This is a genomic window from Pedobacter sp. BAL39 (assembly GCF_000170795.1).
Classification (GTDB): domain Bacteria; phylum Bacteroidota; class Bacteroidia; order Sphingobacteriales; family Sphingobacteriaceae; genus Pedobacter.
In genome coordinates, this window is sequence record NZ_ABCM01000013.1 from 12,763 (window position 1) to 31,563 (window position 18,801).

14 protein-coding genes are annotated in these 18,801 nt (G+C 48.1%); 3 read left to right on the forward strand and 11 right to left on the reverse strand.

All coding sequences use genetic code 11. The annotated features are described in order from the left end of the window. Window positions 1–137: 137 nt before the first annotated feature. From PBAL39_RS16305 to PBAL39_RS16350, 10 genes are all read right to left on the reverse strand, one after another. The gene (locus tag PBAL39_RS16305; RefSeq protein WP_008243461.1) at window positions 138–1,115 is read right to left on the reverse strand and encodes a FecR family protein; all 978 of its coding nucleotides are present in this window, start codon (window positions 1,113–1,115) and stop codon (window positions 138–140) included. Between the two features lie 71 nt (window positions 1,116–1,186). Further along, window positions 1,187–1,789 (reverse strand): RNA polymerase sigma factor, encoded by a 603-nt coding sequence (locus PBAL39_RS16310; RefSeq protein WP_157274060.1) that lies wholly within the window; start codon window positions 1,787–1,789, stop codon window positions 1,187–1,189. An 85-nt stretch (window positions 1,790–1,874) separates the two neighbouring features. Next, window positions 1,875–4,556: a glycoside hydrolase family 78 protein gene (locus PBAL39_RS16315; protein WP_157274061.1), complete on the reverse strand. Its 2,682-nt coding sequence runs from the start codon at window positions 4,554–4,556 to the stop codon at window positions 1,875–1,877. 38 nt (window positions 4,557–4,594) lie between these two features. Then, a complete protein-coding gene (locus PBAL39_RS16320) occupies window positions 4,595–7,357 on the reverse strand; it encodes a glycoside hydrolase family 78 protein (RefSeq protein ID WP_008243464.1) in 2,763 nt (920 codons plus the stop codon). Window positions 7,358–7,421: 64 nt separating this feature from the next. Beyond that, window positions 7,422–8,777: an FGGY-family carbohydrate kinase gene (locus tag PBAL39_RS16325; RefSeq protein WP_008243465.1), complete on the reverse strand. Its 1,356-nt coding sequence runs from the start codon at window positions 8,775–8,777 to the stop codon at window positions 7,422–7,424. Further along, a complete protein-coding gene (locus tag PBAL39_RS16330; RefSeq protein ID WP_039866860.1) occupies window positions 8,774–10,048 on the reverse strand; it encodes a TIM barrel protein in 1,275 nt (424 codons plus the stop codon). Before PBAL39_RS16330 ends, PBAL39_RS16325 begins: the two co-directional genes overlap by 4 nt. A 16-nt stretch (window positions 10,049–10,064) precedes the next feature. Beyond that, a complete protein-coding gene (locus tag PBAL39_RS16335) occupies window positions 10,065–12,185 on the reverse strand; it encodes a bifunctional rhamnulose-1-phosphate aldolase/short-chain dehydrogenase (protein WP_008243467.1) in 2,121 nt (706 codons plus the stop codon). A 19-nt stretch (window positions 12,186–12,204) separates the two neighbouring features. Next, window positions 12,205–13,284, reverse strand: a complete 1,080-nt coding sequence (gene rhaT, locus PBAL39_RS16340; protein ID WP_008243475.1) for an L-rhamnose/proton symporter RhaT — start codon at window positions 13,282–13,284, stop codon at window positions 12,205–12,207. Between the two features lie 113 nt (window positions 13,285–13,397). Beyond that, on the reverse strand, window positions 13,398–14,429 hold the full coding sequence (locus PBAL39_RS16345; RefSeq protein ID WP_008243477.1) for a GntR family transcriptional regulator: 1,032 nt from the start codon (window positions 14,427–14,429) through the stop codon (window positions 13,398–13,400). A gap of 52 nt (window positions 14,430–14,481) precedes the next feature. Next, entirely contained in the window at window positions 14,482–15,177 is a 696-nt protein-coding gene (locus PBAL39_RS16350) for a type 1 glutamine amidotransferase (RefSeq protein ID WP_008243479.1), read from the reverse strand. 125 nt (window positions 15,178–15,302) lie between these two features. On the opposite strand from PBAL39_RS16350, the gene PBAL39_RS16355 reads away from it, so the two are divergent. The 3 genes from PBAL39_RS16355 to PBAL39_RS16365 all read left to right on the forward strand — a co-directional run bounded on the left by PBAL39_RS16355 (window position 15,303) and on the right by PBAL39_RS16365 (window position 17,949). Next, on the forward strand, window positions 15,303–15,860 hold the full coding sequence (locus PBAL39_RS16355; RefSeq protein ID WP_008243481.1) for a YceI family protein: 558 nt from the start codon (window positions 15,303–15,305) through the stop codon (window positions 15,858–15,860). A gap of 45 nt (window positions 15,861–15,905) precedes the next feature. Next, complete coding sequence (locus PBAL39_RS16360; protein WP_008243482.1) at window positions 15,906–17,270, forward strand: hypothetical protein; 1,365 nt, start codon at window positions 15,906–15,908, stop codon at window positions 17,268–17,270. Between the two features lie 67 nt (window positions 17,271–17,337). Continuing rightward, window positions 17,338–17,949: a YceI family protein gene (locus tag PBAL39_RS16365; RefSeq protein WP_008243484.1), complete on the forward strand. Its 612-nt coding sequence runs from the start codon at window positions 17,338–17,340 to the stop codon at window positions 17,947–17,949. Window positions 17,950–18,107: 158 nt separating this feature from the next. Here PBAL39_RS16365 and PBAL39_RS16370 read toward each other — a convergent pair whose 3' ends face one another. Continuing rightward, window positions 18,108–18,794 (reverse strand): LytTR family DNA-binding domain-containing protein, encoded by a 687-nt coding sequence (locus PBAL39_RS16370; RefSeq protein ID WP_008243488.1) that lies wholly within the window; start codon window positions 18,792–18,794, stop codon window positions 18,108–18,110. Between the last annotated feature and the right edge of the window lie 7 nt (window positions 18,795–18,801).

Genomic DNA, 18,801 nt, shown 5'->3' on the forward strand with positions numbered 1-18,801 from the left:
GCTGGTGTTTCATAGATTTGAATAATTAGTGATTAAGTCATTTTCATTGCTAATGTTGGCAACAGTACAGCGTCCAAACTTAATGCTGCCATCACAAGCATCCGGCGCGAGCATACAGCTTCGCCGGATGTTTTTTTTTAATAGATATTTATACCATCCGGGTCCTCCTGTATATATTTCTTGTTTAAGATTTTCATCAGCATTTCCAACGCCTCTTCTGCAGGCTGACGGGAGCGTAATGTCACGTTGTATTTGAAAGATTTTACTTTATGATCTTTGGTATGGAGGGTCAGTCCATAGATATTTTTTATGTTTTGCGCCAGCTCCTCGAAGCTCGCCTTTTGCAGTACAATACGTCCTTCTGTCCATCCTGTGGTCATGGCTGGGACCATTTCCCCCAGCTCGTACTTTCCTGAATTTTTATGGTAAGTGACACCACGGCCCTTTGTGAGCAAGGCGAGCTGATGTCCCTTGCTGCTGACCTGCACCTTGCCGGAGTTGACACTTACATTCATATCGTTCAGCGTGGCATAAGCACGCACATTAAATACCGTACCGAGTACCCTTACATGAATCTCTCCTGCATCAATAATAAATGGCCTGATCGTATCTCTGCTGACTTCAAAGTGGGCTTCACCTCTTAGGCGTACACGGCGGTCCTGCTTACCAAATCCCTTCAGCAGGCTCAGGCTTGAGTTGGCATTCAGTAAGATGCTGGTGTTGTCTTTAAGATAAATGCGTTTGATCTCCTTCGGTTTCGTGGTATATACCTGCTCTTGCTGCAGGCCGACTAGGGCTTCGCTTTTGACCTGTTCCCGATCACTGAGATAGAAAAATAATGAGACAGCGGAAATCAGGATCAGAGATGCTGCCAGTTGAATCCATGACCGGCGGAGCCAGGATGGCTGTTTCAGCTCTTTTTCAGGAGTAATCAAACGACCGAGAATCCGTTGCCGTGTAGCCTCAGCTTCCGGCGCATTAGCAGCTCCAGGGATACGTTCCAGCTGATCTTCATCAAAAGAGTCGTACCATGCCTCTACCAGGTAGCGTTCGGCACTCGTTGCCGTTCCATTTTCGTACTTCCTTAACAGTCTTTTAAAAATTGAGTATCTCACTATAAGCCTTATTACAAACACATAGTGCTGTGAACAAGCCAATAGTACTTCAACAAACCGTTATTTAATTGTTAATTTAATATTAACAGCGCCAGGGCAGTGAGGAAAGATTTGTGCAGATGTGGATGTTTGGCCGACAGGATAACTTTCAGCCTTCTTAAGGCTTCCACATTATTGTTTTTTACCGTTTGTTCGGCGAGCCCTAATGCTTCGGCAATTTCGGCAACAGTATAATTTTCAGCTCGAAGCGTAAATATCCGTCGCATATTTTCCGGAAAAGTCTGTACTGCATCCTCAAAGCTTTTCTTTAGGTCGTTTGCAGCCATCGCATCTAAAATGGTATCCTCCATCTCTTCCATGCGATACAGCAAATGGGATAAAGCTTCCTTATGAAGCGTGTCGCGCCCCGCCCATTTGATGATCTTATATTTTAATGAGGTGCGCAGATAGCCTTGTAAAGAACCGGTAATTTCCAGCTGATACCGGCGGTCCCAGATGCTGGCAAAAATATCCTGGACCATATCTTCCGCTTCCGACTGATCGCGTAGGCGTTTATAGGCACGTGTATAAAGGTCCTGCCAGTGTTTGTTGAACAGATTTTCAAAGGCGCCGGGCTGGTCGGTCCGTAGTCCCTCCAGCAGCCCGGCGTCTGTATAATGTTGATCTGTTTCCATTTGATTAATTCCCTGGCCAAAGATAGGGAGTTCATTCAGCAATGCAAAGGCAACAATGTTAAGTTTTTATGAGCTGTTTATCGATTTAGTTCAGTTCAAAGGTATGCTTACCCGCGGTCAGTAAAATGCCCTTGGCAGCAAGCTCCTGCCCTTCCTGCCGCACCTTCTGCCCCTCCTTTACCGGCAGGTTCAGCGTCGCCGTTGCATTTGCGGGAATGATGACCGAATAGCTGATGCCATTACCTGTACGTTTCCAGGAAGAGGTAATCTTGCCATAAGGACCATCATGACTCGCCTCAAAATGGTCCAGACCCGTCACAAAATTCGGGTTCAGCAATACATTCTTAAAACCCGGCTGTTGCTCATCAGGCTTGATGCCCCCCAGTCCTTTAAAGAACCAGCCACCGATTTCACCAAACATCATGTGGTTTAGAGAGATGTCACGTTCGGCCTGTATGTTCCAGTTTTCATAGAGGGTAGTTGCGCCGTTGACGATCCACCAGCCCCAGCTTGGATAAGTATCCTGTGCTGCCAGCCGGTAAGCGATATCTGCCTGTCCATTTTCACTCAGTGCATTCAGCACAGCCTTTGCACCAAGAACACCCACATCCAGGTGCATATTGTCGGCCACCACTCTTCTCGCCAGGTTTTCAGCCACCTTGTTTTCCATTCCGTCCGGCACAACACCCCATTGAAGCGGCATGCTCAACTCAGTCTGTACGCCTGAGGCATAAATACCGGTTTCAGCATTGAAGTATTTTTTATTAACGGCATTTTTGATCTTAGCAGCCAGAGCAGTATAGTATTTTACATCTGCCTCTTTGCCGAACAGATGGGCAGCCTTCGCCAGGATGGTTGCATCTACATAATAGTAGATCGAAGAAGTGTATTCCAGCGAAGATGGAGATTTCACCGGAACCCAGTCGCCGCGCCCAAATGTAGTCAGGCCTTCAGGGCTGATGGACTCCACATAACCCACATACTTTTTAATATTGTCATAGCAGTCCGCCAGCAGCTTGCTGTCGCCGTAGAACAGATAAATGTTCCATGGGATAATGGCAATGGTGCTGGTCCAGTCGGTACCATTGGCGGTGCCATAACCCCATCCACCTGTAGGAATGATATCCGGCAATACGCCATTTGGCTTTTGCTCATCCCTGTGATCTGCGAGCCATTTTTCATAGACGGTGATGCCATCAAAATTATAAAGACCGGTTTCGATGGCGAAATGTCCGTCACCCGTCCAGCCGTTTTTCTCTCGCTGCGGGCAATCTGTAGGATAGCCCATTAAGTTCGACAGGTAAGAATTGTTTGTTGCCCACCATAACTTATTGATCAGCGGGTTGGAGCTGTCGAGGTTGCCCGTTGCAGGCACATCGCTGTGCATAAAGTAACCCGTAAGGCTTTCTTTTGTGAGCGTTACAGGCTGGCTGCTGCTCACTTCCACATATTGGAAGCCTTTGTAATTGAATTTAGGCATAAACTCTTCCAGGCCATTTCCGGCAAGCGTAAAGATGTCCGTTGCAAAAGGATCATTTTTATCTTTCGGCCGATAGTACACATCAATATTGGAGAGGTCCAGGCGGCCATTGGGATATAGGCGCTCACCATGCTTGATGCGCAACACGGTACCATTAGGTCCTTTCACCTTAATTTTTGTCACACCTGAAATGTTCTGCCCCAAGTCAAACAAGTAGGTTGTATCGTTGAACTTTTTGACGGACTTCACATCCAGCGTCTGCACATTGCGGATGGGATGCATCAGCTGGGTGGTAACATTTTTTGATGGCGCAGTTCTTTTCATCACCGCTTTCCATTTGGAATCATTGAACCCGGCGGTATTCCAGCCTTTTTGCTCCAGACGGGCATCATAATGCTCGGCGGTGTAGATGCTGTTCAGCGTAATCGGGCTGGCATCTGTTTTCCAATCTTTCCCCGAGGTCACCAGGGCCGTTGTGCCATCGTCGTAGGTGATCCTGATGTTCAGGCAAAAGGTTGGTCGGCCTCTCCAGGGTGCTTTGTCAAAATTCCATACTGCAATCGACTGATGGTTATACCATCCGTTGCCCAGCAATACGCCAACAGCATTCTGTCCTTTCTGGAGCTGCGTAGTTACATCGTAAGTGACATATAGGTTTCTTCTGTCGAAACGTGTGTACATAGGGTCCAGCCGGTGGTCGCCTACTTTTTTGCCATTCAGGTACAGTTCATACAATCCGGCAGCGGCAACATACGCGCGTGCTGATTTGATCTTTTTTGAGGTCGCAAAAGCCTTCCTGAAATAGGGGGCAGGCAACGCATTGATATCTTCACTGTCGCTGATCCAGTCGCCCTTCCAGTTTTCCATGCCCATCATTCCGGTTTCAAAAGAAGAAATCTGCTTTGAGGCTGCAGGCTGACCGTCCTTATCCCATAGTTCTACCTTCCAGTAATATTTTGTAAACGGCTGCAGGGCTTTACCCTGATAGGTGGTGAGGCTCAGTCCTGAGCTGGTTTTTCCAGAATCCCATGTTCCGCCCTGTCCTTTCAGGACAGCCATTGAATCGGTGTCGACCGTAATCCGGTAAGCACGTTGTGCTGCACCCTGGCTTTTATCATCCATCATCCAGCTCAGACGCGGGTGTGCTGCATCAACGCCAAGTGGCCTCACCAGATGCTCACACTGCAAGGCTACCGGCTGCTGTGCATAGGCGCTGCTGAGCAGTGATGCGCCTGTAAGCGTCAGCAAACAACATGCGTAAAAGCTATTCTTTAAGTGATCTTTCATATATGTTTCTTTCTTGTGGTTCATTGTGTTTAGCTAAATTACATTTTGTATTCAAAGTGATAAGTTCCTGAGCCTGTTTTCAGTGATAAATCTTTGCTCGCATTGGTGATGGCGGAGATGCCTGCGACCTTAATCAGCTCCATGCCTGTTTCCCGTACCTGTTTTCCTGCAGCCTTTGGCAACACAATGGTGGCCGTGGTATTCACGGGCACGACAACTTCCATCTTCATCAGTCCGTCTTCTAAACGCCAGGAAGATTTTACCAGGCCATAAGGTGTGTCAAGCCCTCCAGCCACCCTACGGATATTCCCTCCGGGCTGGGGCGCAATGACAATGGATTTATATCCCGCAGTACCTTCCGCAGGTTTGATGCCCGCCATATTTCGGTACATCCAGTCGCCAATAGCACCATAAGCATAATGATTAAAAGAGTTCATAGAAACCGTCTGGAAGGTACCATCTTCTTTAATGCCATCCCAGCGTTCCCAGATCGTCGTTGCACCTTTTTTAACAGGATACAACCATGAAGGATAGCTTTCCTGCAGCAGCAGCTGATAGGCCACATCGGTATATCCGAAGCGGCTCAGCACATGGCAGAGGTATGGCGTCCCCAAAAAACCCGTCGTCAGGTGGTTGCCGTAATCGTGTACATTATTCGCCAGCCGCTCTGCCGCCTGCGCCCTTAGGTTTTCGGGAAAGAGGTCGAACTGCAATGCCAGCACATAAGCTGTTTGTGTTCCCGATACCAGACGTCCGTTAGGTGTGGCATATTCCTTCATGAATGCGGCTTTGATACCGCTCAGCAATGCGCTGTACTTCGCAGCATCGTCTTTTTTGCCCAGCAATGTAGCCGTGCTGACCAGGATCTGCGTAGAGTGGGCGTAGAAAGTCTGTGCAATGAGATGTTTATCTGTTACCGCTGCCCTTCCGTCATTGTCATCCTCCGGACGGTAGAACAGCCAGTCGCCAAAATGAGAACCTGTATTCCAGAGCTGATCTTTTGTATGTGCAGTCATGTAATCTACCCATCCCTTCATGCTGTCATATTGTTCCTCAAGAATGCGCTGGTCACCGTAGGCGGTGTACATTCCCCAAGGGATGATCGTTGATACATCCCCCCATCCGGCAGCACCAGACCATCCCTGGCCAAGCACATTGGGGACAACATGCGTGACCGCTCCGCTCTTCAGCTGCTCTGCGCTGACATCCTTCATCCATTTGCTGAAGAAAGCAGAAACATCCATGTTGTAGGCTGCTGTCTGATAAAAAGCCTGCGCATCACCAGTCCAGCCGAGGCGTTCATCGCGTTGCGGACAATCAGTGGGCACATCCAGAAAATTGCCTTTCTGCCCCCACTGGATGTTGTGCTGCAGTTGGTTTAACAGCGGATGATCGGTGGTCAGCGTACCTGTTTCCGGCATATCAGAATAGAGTGCCACCGCGTTCAGATCGGCCAGGGCCGGTTCTTTCTCCATTCCCTCCAGCTTGATATAACGGAAGCCCTGAAAGGTAAAATGAGGTTCAAATACCTGCTCCGGGCGCCCATCAAGAATATAACTGTTCTGTTGCTTTGCAGACCTCAGGTTGGCGGTATAAAAATTACCCTCCTTGTCCAATACCTCAGCGTGACTGACCTTAATGGTCGTTCCTGCAGCACCATGGGTCTTAATCTGCAGCCATCCGACAAGGTTTTGTCCAAAGTCGGCAACCAGTTCACCTTTGGGGGTCCTGAAGATTTTCAGGGCTTTAAATACCTCATGTTTTTTTACCGGCGGACCGAGGGTGCTCGTCAGCTCGCCTTTGCTCTCATCCAGCACAGTTACGTTTTTCCAACTGGCATCTTCTACATAGGCCGCGGTTGCCCAGCCTTTTTTCTCCAGCCTGGAGTCGTACTGCTCACCGCCGTAGATGTCAGAAGAGATGATAGGTCCATAACTGGTATGCCAGCTCTCATCGGTCTGGACAAGCGCTGTGGTTCCATCCGTATATTCAATAGACAGCTGCAATAAGAGCGATCTTTTGGTACCATAAAAATTAAACTGGTTTGCAAATCCGATGTTCCCACGGTACCATCCGTCGCCCAGCACGGCACCTACAACATTGTCGCCCTTTTTTAGCAGGCTGGTAACATCATATACCTGATATTGTAGCCTTTTTGCATAACTCGTCCATCCAGGTGCAAAATAACGGTCGCCAATCTTCTGCCCATTGATGGAGGCCTCATAAAGTCCTTTGGCTGTAATGTATGCCGTTGCAGCCTTTACGGTTTTGGTGTTGCTGAAGGTCTTCCTGAATAGGGGACTATTGTGGAGCGTATCTCCATCAACTGCAGAGATCCACTTTGCCGTCCAGGAGGAAGCCTTCATTCCCATTTGCCAGAAATTTATGGCCGACCATTTGGAGGTCCTGCCGTAGTTGTCCCTCACCCGCACCTGCCAGTAATACCTACTGCCGTCCTGTAAAGGTGTTCCAGAATAGGGTATCTGTATCGATTGGCTGTCCTGCTGCAGCGTACTGTTCCAGCTGATGTTTTTGCCGGTACTCAATGTTCTTATCTCTTCCGCAACGCGAATTTCGTACGCGCGCTGTACTGTATTTCTTTTGCTAGACTGGATCTTCCAGCTTAATCTCGGCTGACGTGTTTCCAGTCCGAGCGGATTTTCAAGATACTCCACACGCAGGTCTGCAACGCTAAGCTGCGCAAAAACACTCCGCACCGAACCAAAAGTCATTAATGCAACCAGCAAAATGGAGAAAAGCACCTGAGCGCGCAGTGAAACGGAAGGGTAAGGGTTGGTCATTATAAAATTGGGGTTTAACTGATGAATGTCTGATAATTATCTGTTGCGCTGAGTGATCATATCCTTACTTTGAATAATATTTTAGTTCTATGGCATCATTTGCCATAGGGTGCATGTTCCATGATTTATGGATCGCCATGGCAGCACCAATGGCACTAGCCTGGGGCATGGAGGCTGCAAACACCTCGATGTCCGGGAATACCTGGGCCAGCATACTCATGAATACTGCATTTTTACCGAATCCTCCGGTGACGAAGATCCGCTTTACCATAGCGTCTTTCAAGACAATGCTCGTAGCGAGGTATTGTTGGTGGATCAGGCGCACCATCAATTCATAGTAGGCCTCAATGTCGTCTTTGAACTGTCCTAAATCCACCGATTCGAAGCCTGAGGCCTTACCCAGTGACTGGAACCTCTCCGGCTGGTAATACTGATGAAAATGTTCGAGATCAAAAGCGATGTTCCTGTATTTGGGCACATCCTGACCAAAATGTTGTGCAATCCGTTTCACCTGCTGTTCGTATTCCCATCCCGCAAAGAGACGCGAAGACTTTACGGGTTCGCCCCGGTACTGAAGGTAACAGAGGCAATCGTTCAACAGCTCCTCGGTAGTCAGCGGTGTGTGGTTAAAAGGATTCATGCTGATGCACCAGGTACCTGTCGACAGCAGCACAAAAGGATCTGCAAAGTTGGCCTGATAGGGAATGAGCGCCGCAGAGCTATCGTGCAGCCCGATGCCCACCACATAGTCGCCCTCCGGCGAAGCACATGGGATCACCGTATCTGCCGTCGCCAGGGGCGGAAGGCGGTCAATTACCGATTCCTTTGTGAGCCAATGATGATAATCATTGTTATTGAAATCCCACAGTCCCGTATGGCAGCCGATACTGGTGACGTCAGAGTAAAATTGCCCCGTAATCAGCGAGCTGAGGTACTGCGGGAGGTGCATTACATACTTGATCTTCGCAAAAAGCTGTGGTTTTTCATGCTTGATGCGGTAGAGCTGCAGGCCGGAATTGAGACTGCCCATTGCGGGTGAGGCGGTCTCGAGTGCAAACTGTTCTTCAGGGCCGTAGGCTTCATAAAAACGGGAGCGCAGGCCCTCAGGATATTCTTTCAGGTAGTTGTACAAGGGTGCCAGGGGTTTTCCCTGCTCATTGAGGTACACCATACTGGCCCCATAGGTAGAGAAGTTGATTGCCTTGATCTCATACTTCTCCATCGCCAGCACCTGCTGCAGAGAGTTGTAAACGGAGAACCTCAGGCTGTCGAGGTTCTCACAAGGATCATGGTCCTCATCTACGGTTTCCCTGAAACGCGCGGTCTTCTCAAAAACAATCTTATACTGCTCATCAAAGAGCAGCAGCTTCTTGTTGGTCTTACCTACATCAAAAATCGCTATGACAGGAATCTTTCTCACAATCCTGCCACTGCTGTTTTTAACCCGCGGTTACTGATCAGTTGTTTTCTAATTTCCAGGCCACGGTAACATTTTAGCGGATCCAATGCACCTCCGGCCCGTAAGCGGGCTTCGGCAACAATCGGGCGCACATCGGTACGGAAAGCATGCTGCAGGATTTCCTGGCAACGCACCACATCATTGTCGTCCTGTGCCGCCTTCAGCGCGTCCCGGTCGATGATCAGTGCCTGGGTATAAGCAATCATGATGCCCTCCACCGACTGCAACAGATCTTCCAGTGGGTCTTTTACATTATGCGAAGCATCAATCATCCAGCCCAGGTCCGTAGCATGGTTCATGCCTTTGCTGTCCATACCTTCCACCAGTTCATTGAAGATCAGGAAGAGCTGATAAGGCTTGATGCTACCTGCCGTGAGGTCATCATCAGCATATTTAGAGTCGTTGAAGTGGAAACCACCCAGTTTATCTTCCATGAGGAGGATGGACACAATCTGCTCGATGTTGGCATTCGGCAGGTGGTGGCCCAGGTCTACCAGTGTTTTGGCCTGCGGCCCCAATTTTGTTGCCGCCAGAAAAGACTGGCCCCAGTCGCCCATCGTGGTAGAATAAAAATTAGGTTCAAAAGCTTTATACTCTACAAACAGCTGCCAGTCCGATGGTAAAGCGCTATAGATTTCCCTAAGGCTCTCCAATGTATTTTCAAATGCCTTGCGGAAGTTCAGCTGCCCCGGGAAGCAGGAGCCGTCAGCGAGCCATACGGTCATGGACTTCGAGCCCAGCGCCACGCCGTGTTCAATCACTTCAATGTTGTGGTTTACCGCCTGTTTCCTCACCCGGGGGTCTACATGCTGCAGGGAACCAAACTTATAACTGTATTCCTGGTTGGCCTGATCCTGAAAAGTATTGGAATTCATGGCGTCAAAGCGAAGGCCGAAGTCCTGCGCATGGCGCTTAATGCTTTCATAGTTCTGTGGGATGTCCCATGGTATGTGCAGGGAAATGGCACCGCAGGATTTGTTCAGCGCATGCAGCAATCCAACATCTTCAATTTTTTCTTCGATGGCCACGGGCTCCCCACCTCCGGAAAAACGGCCAAAGCGGGTGCCTCCGGTTCCAAGCGCCCAGCTGGGAATCGCAATCTGAAAGTCGGTCAGCTTGCGCAGTACGCCCTCAAGGTCATGTATATCGCCGGTAAGGGCATCTAGTTTACGGGAATGAGCAGCGTGTAATTCGTCGTTGTATTCAGCTATTAAAGTTTCTTGCAATTTCATGGTTTCAAGTTTAGGTTTAACGTACAAATGCCATGGCCACACCGCCATCCACATTGATCACATTACCGGTTGATTTGTTGAGCAATCCGCCGGTTACCGCAAAACATGCATTTGCGATATCTTCAGGGAGGATCACTTCGTTCAGCAAGGTACGTTTTGCGTAAAACGATGGCAACTCTTCTACGGTAATTCCGTAGGCTTTAGCCCTTCCTTCTGCCCATGCGCCTGCCCATATTTTACTGTCAGAGATCACGGCATCAGGATTCACAACATTCACACGGATGTGATCCGCACCGAGCTCGGCAGCATTAAGCCTGCTTAAATGCAGTTGTGCGGCTTTTGCTGAGCCATAACCAGCATTATTGGGGCCCGACACGAGGGCATTTTTGCTAACGATATTGATCACATCTCCACCCAATCCCTGTTTGCGCATCACGGCCACACCAGCTTGCGTAACAAAAAACTGACCTTTCACGAGTACGTCATACAGCAGGTCCCAGTCTTTTTCGGTATGCTCCGCAATAGGTTTGGAGATGCTAAGTCCGGCGCAGTTGACAACAATATCAACTCCACCGAAGGCCAGCGCAGCTTCCGCGAAAGCAGCGTCGATATTGCCGCTACTGGTCACGTCCAGCAATGTCGACTGGTAACTGTCCTTGCCGTAGGTTGTCGCAAACCACTCGTCAGCCTCCTGCAGGCGGGCGGCATCGTTGTCGTTCACGATCACAACAGCCCCTTCATCGATAAACTTGCTGGCAATGGCTTTCCCTATCCCTCCGGCACTGCCGGTCACCAGGGCAATCCTGCCTGATAAAGCTTTTGGCTTTGGCATCCGCTGTAACTTCGCTTCTTCGAGCAGCCAGTATTCGATATTAAACGCTTCCTGTCTTGGCAGTGAGCTGTAGGATGAAATGGCTTCTGCCCCTTTCATGACATTGATGGCATTGATGTAAAACTCTGAAGCTACCCTTGTCGTCTGTTTGTCTTTAGAGAAAGAGAACATACCTACACCCGGGTAAAGGATGATGACCGGATTGGTATCCCTGATAGCAGGGCTGTTCGGGTGTTTACAGGTTTCATAATATTCGGTGTACATGGCACGATAGGCCTCAAATGCAGGTAGCAACCGTTCTTTGATGGCTGAGGCATCCGACAGGTCTTCGTCGGCAGCAAGGTCCAGTACCAAGGGGCTGATCTTCGTGCGCAGGAAGTGATCCGGGCAGCTGGTGCCCAGGGGTGCCAGGCGCTCAAGGTCATTGGAATTGATGAACTCCAGCACACGGCTATCGTCTGTAAAATGACCAATCATGGATTGTTTGCTGGAACATAAACCCCTCAATACGGGGGCAAGTGCCGCAGCCTGCTTTTTGCGGTCTGCAGCTTCCAGGCTGCCCATCTTCTGGCCACCAAATACAGGGCCCTTCTTGCTATAGTTTTCTTCGAGGTACTGCGCACACCGCTCCACCACCTCCAGGGTATTCAGATAACTTTCATAAGCCGTGTCTCCCCAGGTGAACAAACCATGGGCCCCCAGCATGATGCCTTTGATCCCAGGATTTTCATCCAGGCATTGTTTCAGCTGCAGTCCAAGGTCGAAACCTGGCTTTTGCCATTCTACCCACCCGATCTCACCATTGAACAGGTCGGCAGTGATCTGCTTTCCATCTTTCGCTGCCGCGATGGCGATGGCTGCATCAGGATGCAGGTGGTCAATATGTTTGAAGGGAAGGAACCCATGTAATGGCGTATCAATTGAAGGCGCTTTCGACTGCAGGTCGTAGATGCAGTGGTTGAAGAGCTCGACCATTTCATCTTCATGTTCAATGCCGCGGTATACCTGTTTCAGGCTACGCAGGCGGTCCACATATAGGGCAGCAAGACCACTTTTCTTCAACGTTCCGATATCGCCTCCGGATCCTTTCACCCACATTACCTCTGTCTCTTCACCTGTAAGCGGGTGGTTAGCCATGGCTTTGCAAGAAGTATTTCCACCACCGTAGTTGGTCAGCCTGAGGTCGGCACCAAGCAGGTTGGAACGATAAATTAAAAGCGCCACCTCATCACCGGCAAGTTTTGCGGCTTCCGCCTCATCCCACAGGTAGCTGACATGTTTAAATTGAATATTGGTATTCGACATATATTTGAGATTTCTATTGTTATCTTATTCCGTTGCCATAACCTACCACCATTACCGACACCATAATGATGGCAATACCGGCGATGACCGTGGCCAGCGACTTCCTTTGCACCCCCCTCCATTCACCAAGGAACAATCCCCATACATTGGCGATGAGCATGATAAATGCCATATGGAGGATCCACGAACTCGGCCCGTTGCCCAGCTTGCTCTCCCCCATTCCGTAAAAGAAAAACTGCAGAAACCAGGTAGTGCCGGCAAGCGCACAGAAGATGTAGTTTTTTAACAGAGGGGTCTGTTTATTCGTGTAGTCGCCGAAGGTTTTATTTTTCTTATTGAGGATCATGCACCAGATCAGGTTGGTGGTCAGCCCGCCCCACAACACCACCACGTAAATGACATTGTTACGGAACAGAAACTCACCTGCACCAGGGTTCGCGGCCTTCCAGATCTCGTTGGCAGTATCGGCCATCGACTTACCTGCCTCCAGTCCGAAGTTGAAACAGGCGCTCAGGATGCCGGAGACGATGGCTACCGTCAGGCCGATTTTCAGGTTATATTCCTTGTTTCCTGCGGACTGCTCGGTGCCACTGCTCAGGTCTTTCTCTTTCATCGCACCTGCTTTTCCGCAGAGGATCAATCCCAGGATGCAGAGTGCCAGTCCCATTAGTACCATTCGGCCCCAGTCGGTGCTGAGCAGCAGCGTAAAGGTATCCTTGCCTGCTTCAGGAAAAAAGTTGTAATATACAGAAGGAATCAGTGCACCAAATACCGCACAGAGTCCCAGGATGATGGTGCTGCCGAGGGAAACGCCGAGGTAGCGTACGCCAAGACCGTAGGTAAGTCCGCCGATGCCCCAGAGGACACCCAATATATAAGTCCAGGTCAGGGTAGTGCCACTGGTCTGGCTGATGATCTGCTCAAAACCCGGGATCGTGATCCAGGCGGCAAGCGGTGGAACGATCAACCAGGAGAATAGCCCTCCAACAATCCAGAAGCTTTCCCAGGACCAGCCCTTTACCTGCTTATAGGGTATATAAAAACTTCCGGAGGCAAATCCGCCGATAAAATGAAAAATGACACCTAGTATTACATGCATACGATTAAACTTTATAAATGGTTAGATTATAATTGCCTAATTTATGCAAGTTGTTTTGCTCAACTGTCATGTACCATCATGGTCTGACCCGCAAAAATGAAAAATGGGGAAGACTAGATCGAGGGCCTTCTGGTGTAGTAGAAAGGAATTTCTACATGTTTCCTTGAGTTTTCAAGGATGAGGTTTGCCGCCATCGTCCCCATAAACCTAAAGTCCGTCGAGATGGTGGTGATGCCATTGAGGATGATCTTCTTCAAGGGGGTCTCATTGTAGGAGATGACCCCTACCTCCTTGCCAATCATGAGCTTGAGCCCGATAAGCCGTTCCAAAAGCACCACAAGATCATCTTCCATCAGGCTGATGTATACCTCTCCTTTGTCGATGGGTTCCGTGGCAATACTACTGATCACCTTATGGTTGAACGCATATTGCTGACAAAAGCGGCCAAAGCCTTCCACGATTTCTTTTGGGAAATAACTTTTCCTGGGAAATATAAGTTTCAGGGTATGGTATTTACTGAGTTGCTTTCGGGCTTGTTCCAGAGCATCATAGATGTTTTGCTCAAAGTTCTCATAAGCGGCGGCATATTCCCCGTCAATGCCGGGGATCTTCTTATCCAGCAGGATCAGCTTTTCTTTGGGAAGCGCATTGATCACATCCCTGGCGTACTCTTCTCCTTCGATAAAGTGTGGAATGATGACGTAGTGACTATACTCCTCCTTCGCATTGCTGAGGAATCTTTTGAAGAGTGTAAAATCATTGTTATAAATGTAAAAGTCTACAGAAACATCATCACCGAGAGCAGCGATAAAGGAATCGTATACGATCTTTTTGTGTGCGCTGAGTTTGTTGAAGAGCAGGAAAATTTTAAGGCGCGGTTTGTAATCACTGTTGGTAATGTAGTATCCTTTACCAGGTACAGAATTGATCATGCCCACACTTTTAAGGTACTTATATCCTTTCTCTGCGGTGTCCCTGGAGATTTCAAGCTGGTAACTCAGCTCATTAATAGACGGAAGGAGGTCATCACGTTTCAGCTTTCCCAGTTCTACCGCTTTAATAATGGCGCTGGACAGCTGCAGGTATTTAGGCGTGGCAGAATAGCCATCAATATGAATAAAACTAAAAAAACTATTCTTTTTCATTTTCCGGGTGCGCTATTGTGCGGCTAAATGCTAAATATAGAACAATACGCGGTTACTGTGTTAAAAAATCATCCAGCAACTGGTGCATGGCGACATTCAGTTCCTGTACAGGCTGCTCCGGGGAGCATATGGATGTGGCATCTTGTATAAAAGCAGAGCTGACCAGCTCATGCGCCCCATTGGCGACAAAACCCTCCAATGCATCTGCCGTCACTTCTGCATGAAACTGCAGTCCCAATATACGTTTGTTCAAAAGAAATGCCTGGTGATCGTTGGCTGCCGTCCTCGCCAGGTCAACAGCTCCGATAGGAAGCTCAAAGCGGTCGCCATGCCAGTGGAAGCACATCAGGCCATCTGCAAACCATCGCTCAAACCAGGGCACCTCAGCACTCTCCCTTGTCGCGTATACCGGGAACCAGCCGATCTCCTTGTGAGGAGCGGCCCTTACTTCAGCGCCAGCGCAATGTGCAATCAGCTGGGCACCAAGGCAGATCCCCAACACATGTATACCGCTACCCATTGCTTTCCGGATAAAGTTCTTTTCCTCTGACAGCCATGGATAGTAATGTTCGTCGTAGACGCCCATTGGGCCACCCATCACTAAAAGAAAGTCTACCTCTGCCAGTTCGGGCAACTTTTCATGCTGATAAAAACGAGTATAAGTCAGCGTATGCCCCCTGGTTGCCGCCCAGAAAGCGATATCTGCGGGTCCTTCAAATTCGACGTGCTGAAAACAGTGGATCTTCATAAAAATTATTAACACACAATAATAATGAATTAGTGATCAACATCACCATTTCCGATAAGTTGTGTCATACCCCAGCCTTCCAAACCTCCCTACTTTTGGGGTATAAACAATTAATAATTACCACCATGAAACGAATAGCTCAACTCTTCACCATCGCATTAATATTTGTTGCTGCGAATTTGTCTGCACAGACTTATAAAGTCGCTGCCGGCTCAGAAATAAAAGTTCTAGGTACTTCCAACATCCACGATTGGGTGATGACTGCAACGCAACTTTCCGGAGATGCACAGTTGGTCCTTAAAGGTAATGCCTTACAAGATGTAAGCGCGTTAAACTTCAGCCTTGCAGTAAAAAACCTGAAAGCAAAAGAAAACTCAATGACCGGACGTGCGCACAAAGCAATGGACGCAGATAAATATCCAAACATCTCCTTTAAGCTGGCCAAAGCAGACGTTGCTGACCAACAGGTAAAAGCTAACGGTACCCTGACCATCGGTGGAACCAGTAAAGCGGTAGACCTGCAAGGCAAAATAACAGCCAATGCGGACGGCAGCTTCCTAATTAAAGGATCACGCAAGATCAAGATGAGCGAATATGGCATCAAACCTCCATCATACATGCTGGGTGCGATGAAAGTCTATGACGACCTGACCATTGAATACACTTTGAAACTGCAAAAATAACTCAACATTACTCATAGTACCATACATACTTAACACCATAAAATCATGAAAACGAATTACTTTACCTGGATAAAAAGAGCTACACTAGTCGTGTTACTGGCAAGCCCTGCCCTGGCACAAGCCCAGGAGGCAACAGAATTAGGCAACATCCGCCCTTACGATAAAAGAGGTATCAATGTGTTCGAAGCACCTAAAGACAGTGTCAACAAACCATTTGATAAAATCAAAGTAAACTTCGGTGCAGGTTTCACCCAGTCCTTCCAAAGTTTAAAACATGAAAACACTGCGGGTGGCCTGTACAGGATCTCACCAGGATTTAACACCGCCAATGCCAATCTGTTCATGGATGTACAATTGGGCGAAGGTATCAGGATGAACTTAACCAGCTATCTTGCAGCACGTCACCATACTGAAACATGGGTAAAAGGCGGATACATTCAATTCGATAAACTTCCATTCGAAGGACAAATCTGGGATGAGATCATGAAATATGCGACCATCAAAATTGGCCACTCTGAGATCAACTACGGTGATCAGCACTTCCGCAGAACAGATGGCGGTCAGTCACTGTACAACCCCTTTGTAGAAAACTACATCATGGATGCATTCACAACTGAGATTGGTGGTGAGGTTTACTTAAGAAAAGGCGCCCTGTTCGGTATGCTGGGAGTTGGAAGTGGTATGATCAAAGGTAACATTGACAGCCTGATTGCTACTCCTCAGGATGACAACATCCACAAATCTCCGTCTATCTATTTAAAAGGTGGTATTGACAAACAAGTGAATACAGATTTGAGAGTACGTGTTGCAGCATCTTACTATACCAACAAAAGCTCTGGCAGCAACACCCTTTATGGTGGCGACCGTACCGGTTCCAACTACTACATGGTGATGGAAAAACTAGGTGGCACTTACGCAGCCAATGCATTCTCAGGACGTTTCAACCCTGGTTTCACTAAGAAAATCGATGCCGTGATGCTGAATGGTTTCCTGAAATACAAAGGAATGGAGGTCTTCGGTACTTACGAAACTTCTAAAGGAAGGACTGCCAGAGAAATAGACACCAGAAAAGCAGAACAGATTGCGATCGAAGGTGTGTACAGATTCAGCCTTGGCAGCAAAAAATCTGAAAACCTGTTCATCGCTGCACGTTACAACACCGTATCCGCAAGACTGGCAGATGTCGCCGCTGTACCTGCAACAGGTACAACAGCAGCTATCCCTGCGATAATTTATACTGATGATGTTAAAATTGAACGTACCTCATTTGGTGCCGGCTGGTTCTTAACGAACAACATCCTTTTGAAAGGAGAGTTGGTAAATCAGAAATACAAAGACTACCCTACAACGAACTACCTCTCAGGTGGTGAATTTAAAGGATTTATGATCCAAGCCGTTGTAGGCTTTTAGGTTGATTGATGGTTAAGCCGGGGCGCGACGGATGTTGACCCGGCTTATTTTTTAAAACTCAATTGTTATGAAACACCCTATTCTATATACGCTAATTTTACTTGCTTTATATGGGTTTACACCTTCAGAAGGTCCAGGCCCCAAAACAAGTTCCACAAAATGGTTAGTATCCAAAGGTGGCTCATTAAAGGTAAACGGCAGTACCAACGTAAACAAGTTCAGCTGCGCAATTCCTAGTTATACCAGCCCAGACACACTCGTTCTTAAAAATTGTGGATCGAACGGAACCATCTCCCTGACAGGAGAGGTAAGCCTTCCGGTCAATGCTTTCAACTGCGGACGTGCCATGATGACCTCCGACCTGAGAAAGACCCTTAAGGCCACAGCGTTCCCTCACTTGAAAATCCGTTTTATATCACTCAGTGCTAACCCGATAACTGTAGTGAAACAGGACGAGTTCAAAGGAATGGTAGAGATAGAACTTGCAGGAGTTACTAAACAATTCGAGATCAGTTATACCTTCACCAGAACCAGCAAAAATGTCATCAGGATGGTCGGAGAACGCAGCATCAACTTCTCAGACTTTAACCTCACTCCTCCGAAAAGATTGGGAGGAATGGTCAAAGCAAACAACCAGCTTAGCGTTGAGTTTCAGCTCAACCTGCTTGACATCAGCTAGTCAGACAACAACAAAATTGAAATTATCAATCCTGTTTTTTATAGATTAATTGAGAAAGAACCTGCGCCAAGGTTCTTTTTTCATTTTTAGGCTGGTTATTTCGGGGAGCGCAATTGCCGAATTCAGCTTCAGGACCCTGATATAAGGGAAATATCCAATCAATGCAATTCCTGGAGGGCATTTACGTAGGTCATGCCGACAGGAATGCTGCGCTGGCCAATCTGGACCTGCGATTTATCGTACCTGCTCACTTTATCCTTAGCGACGATAAATGCACGGTGCACGCGGACAAACCTGCCTGGAGGGAGCATGGACAACATTTCGTTCAGCGGAACACGTGTACTCAGCAGCCGGTTTCCGTTGAGATGCAGCTGGGTGTAGTTACCGGAAGCCTCGATATAAAGCAGCTCATCCAGCATGACCTTGACTTGCTCATAGCCATCTTTGATAAAAATTGAGCTGATCACCCCCTCTCCTGAAGCCTGATGTCTCAGCTGAAAGAGTTCCTGTGCTTTATTGCAAGCTTTCAAAAACCGCGACAATGAGAAGGGTTTCAGGAGGTAGTCTACCGCATCCAGCTCAAAGCTCCTCACCGCATGTTCCGAATAGGCAGTGGTAAAAATCACCATCGGTGGATTCTGAAGGCTGTTTAAGAAGTCCATCCCACTGATGTCGGGCATCTTGATGTCCAGAAAGATGAGGTCCGTCTTCTGCTGCTGCAGGAAGGTAATTGCCTCAAAAGCATTCGTAAAACATGCTTTTAACTCTACAAAGGGCACTCTGGAGGCGTGGGATTTCACCACGTCAAGCGCAATAGGCTCATCATCAATAGCTATGGCAATCATATGCTAA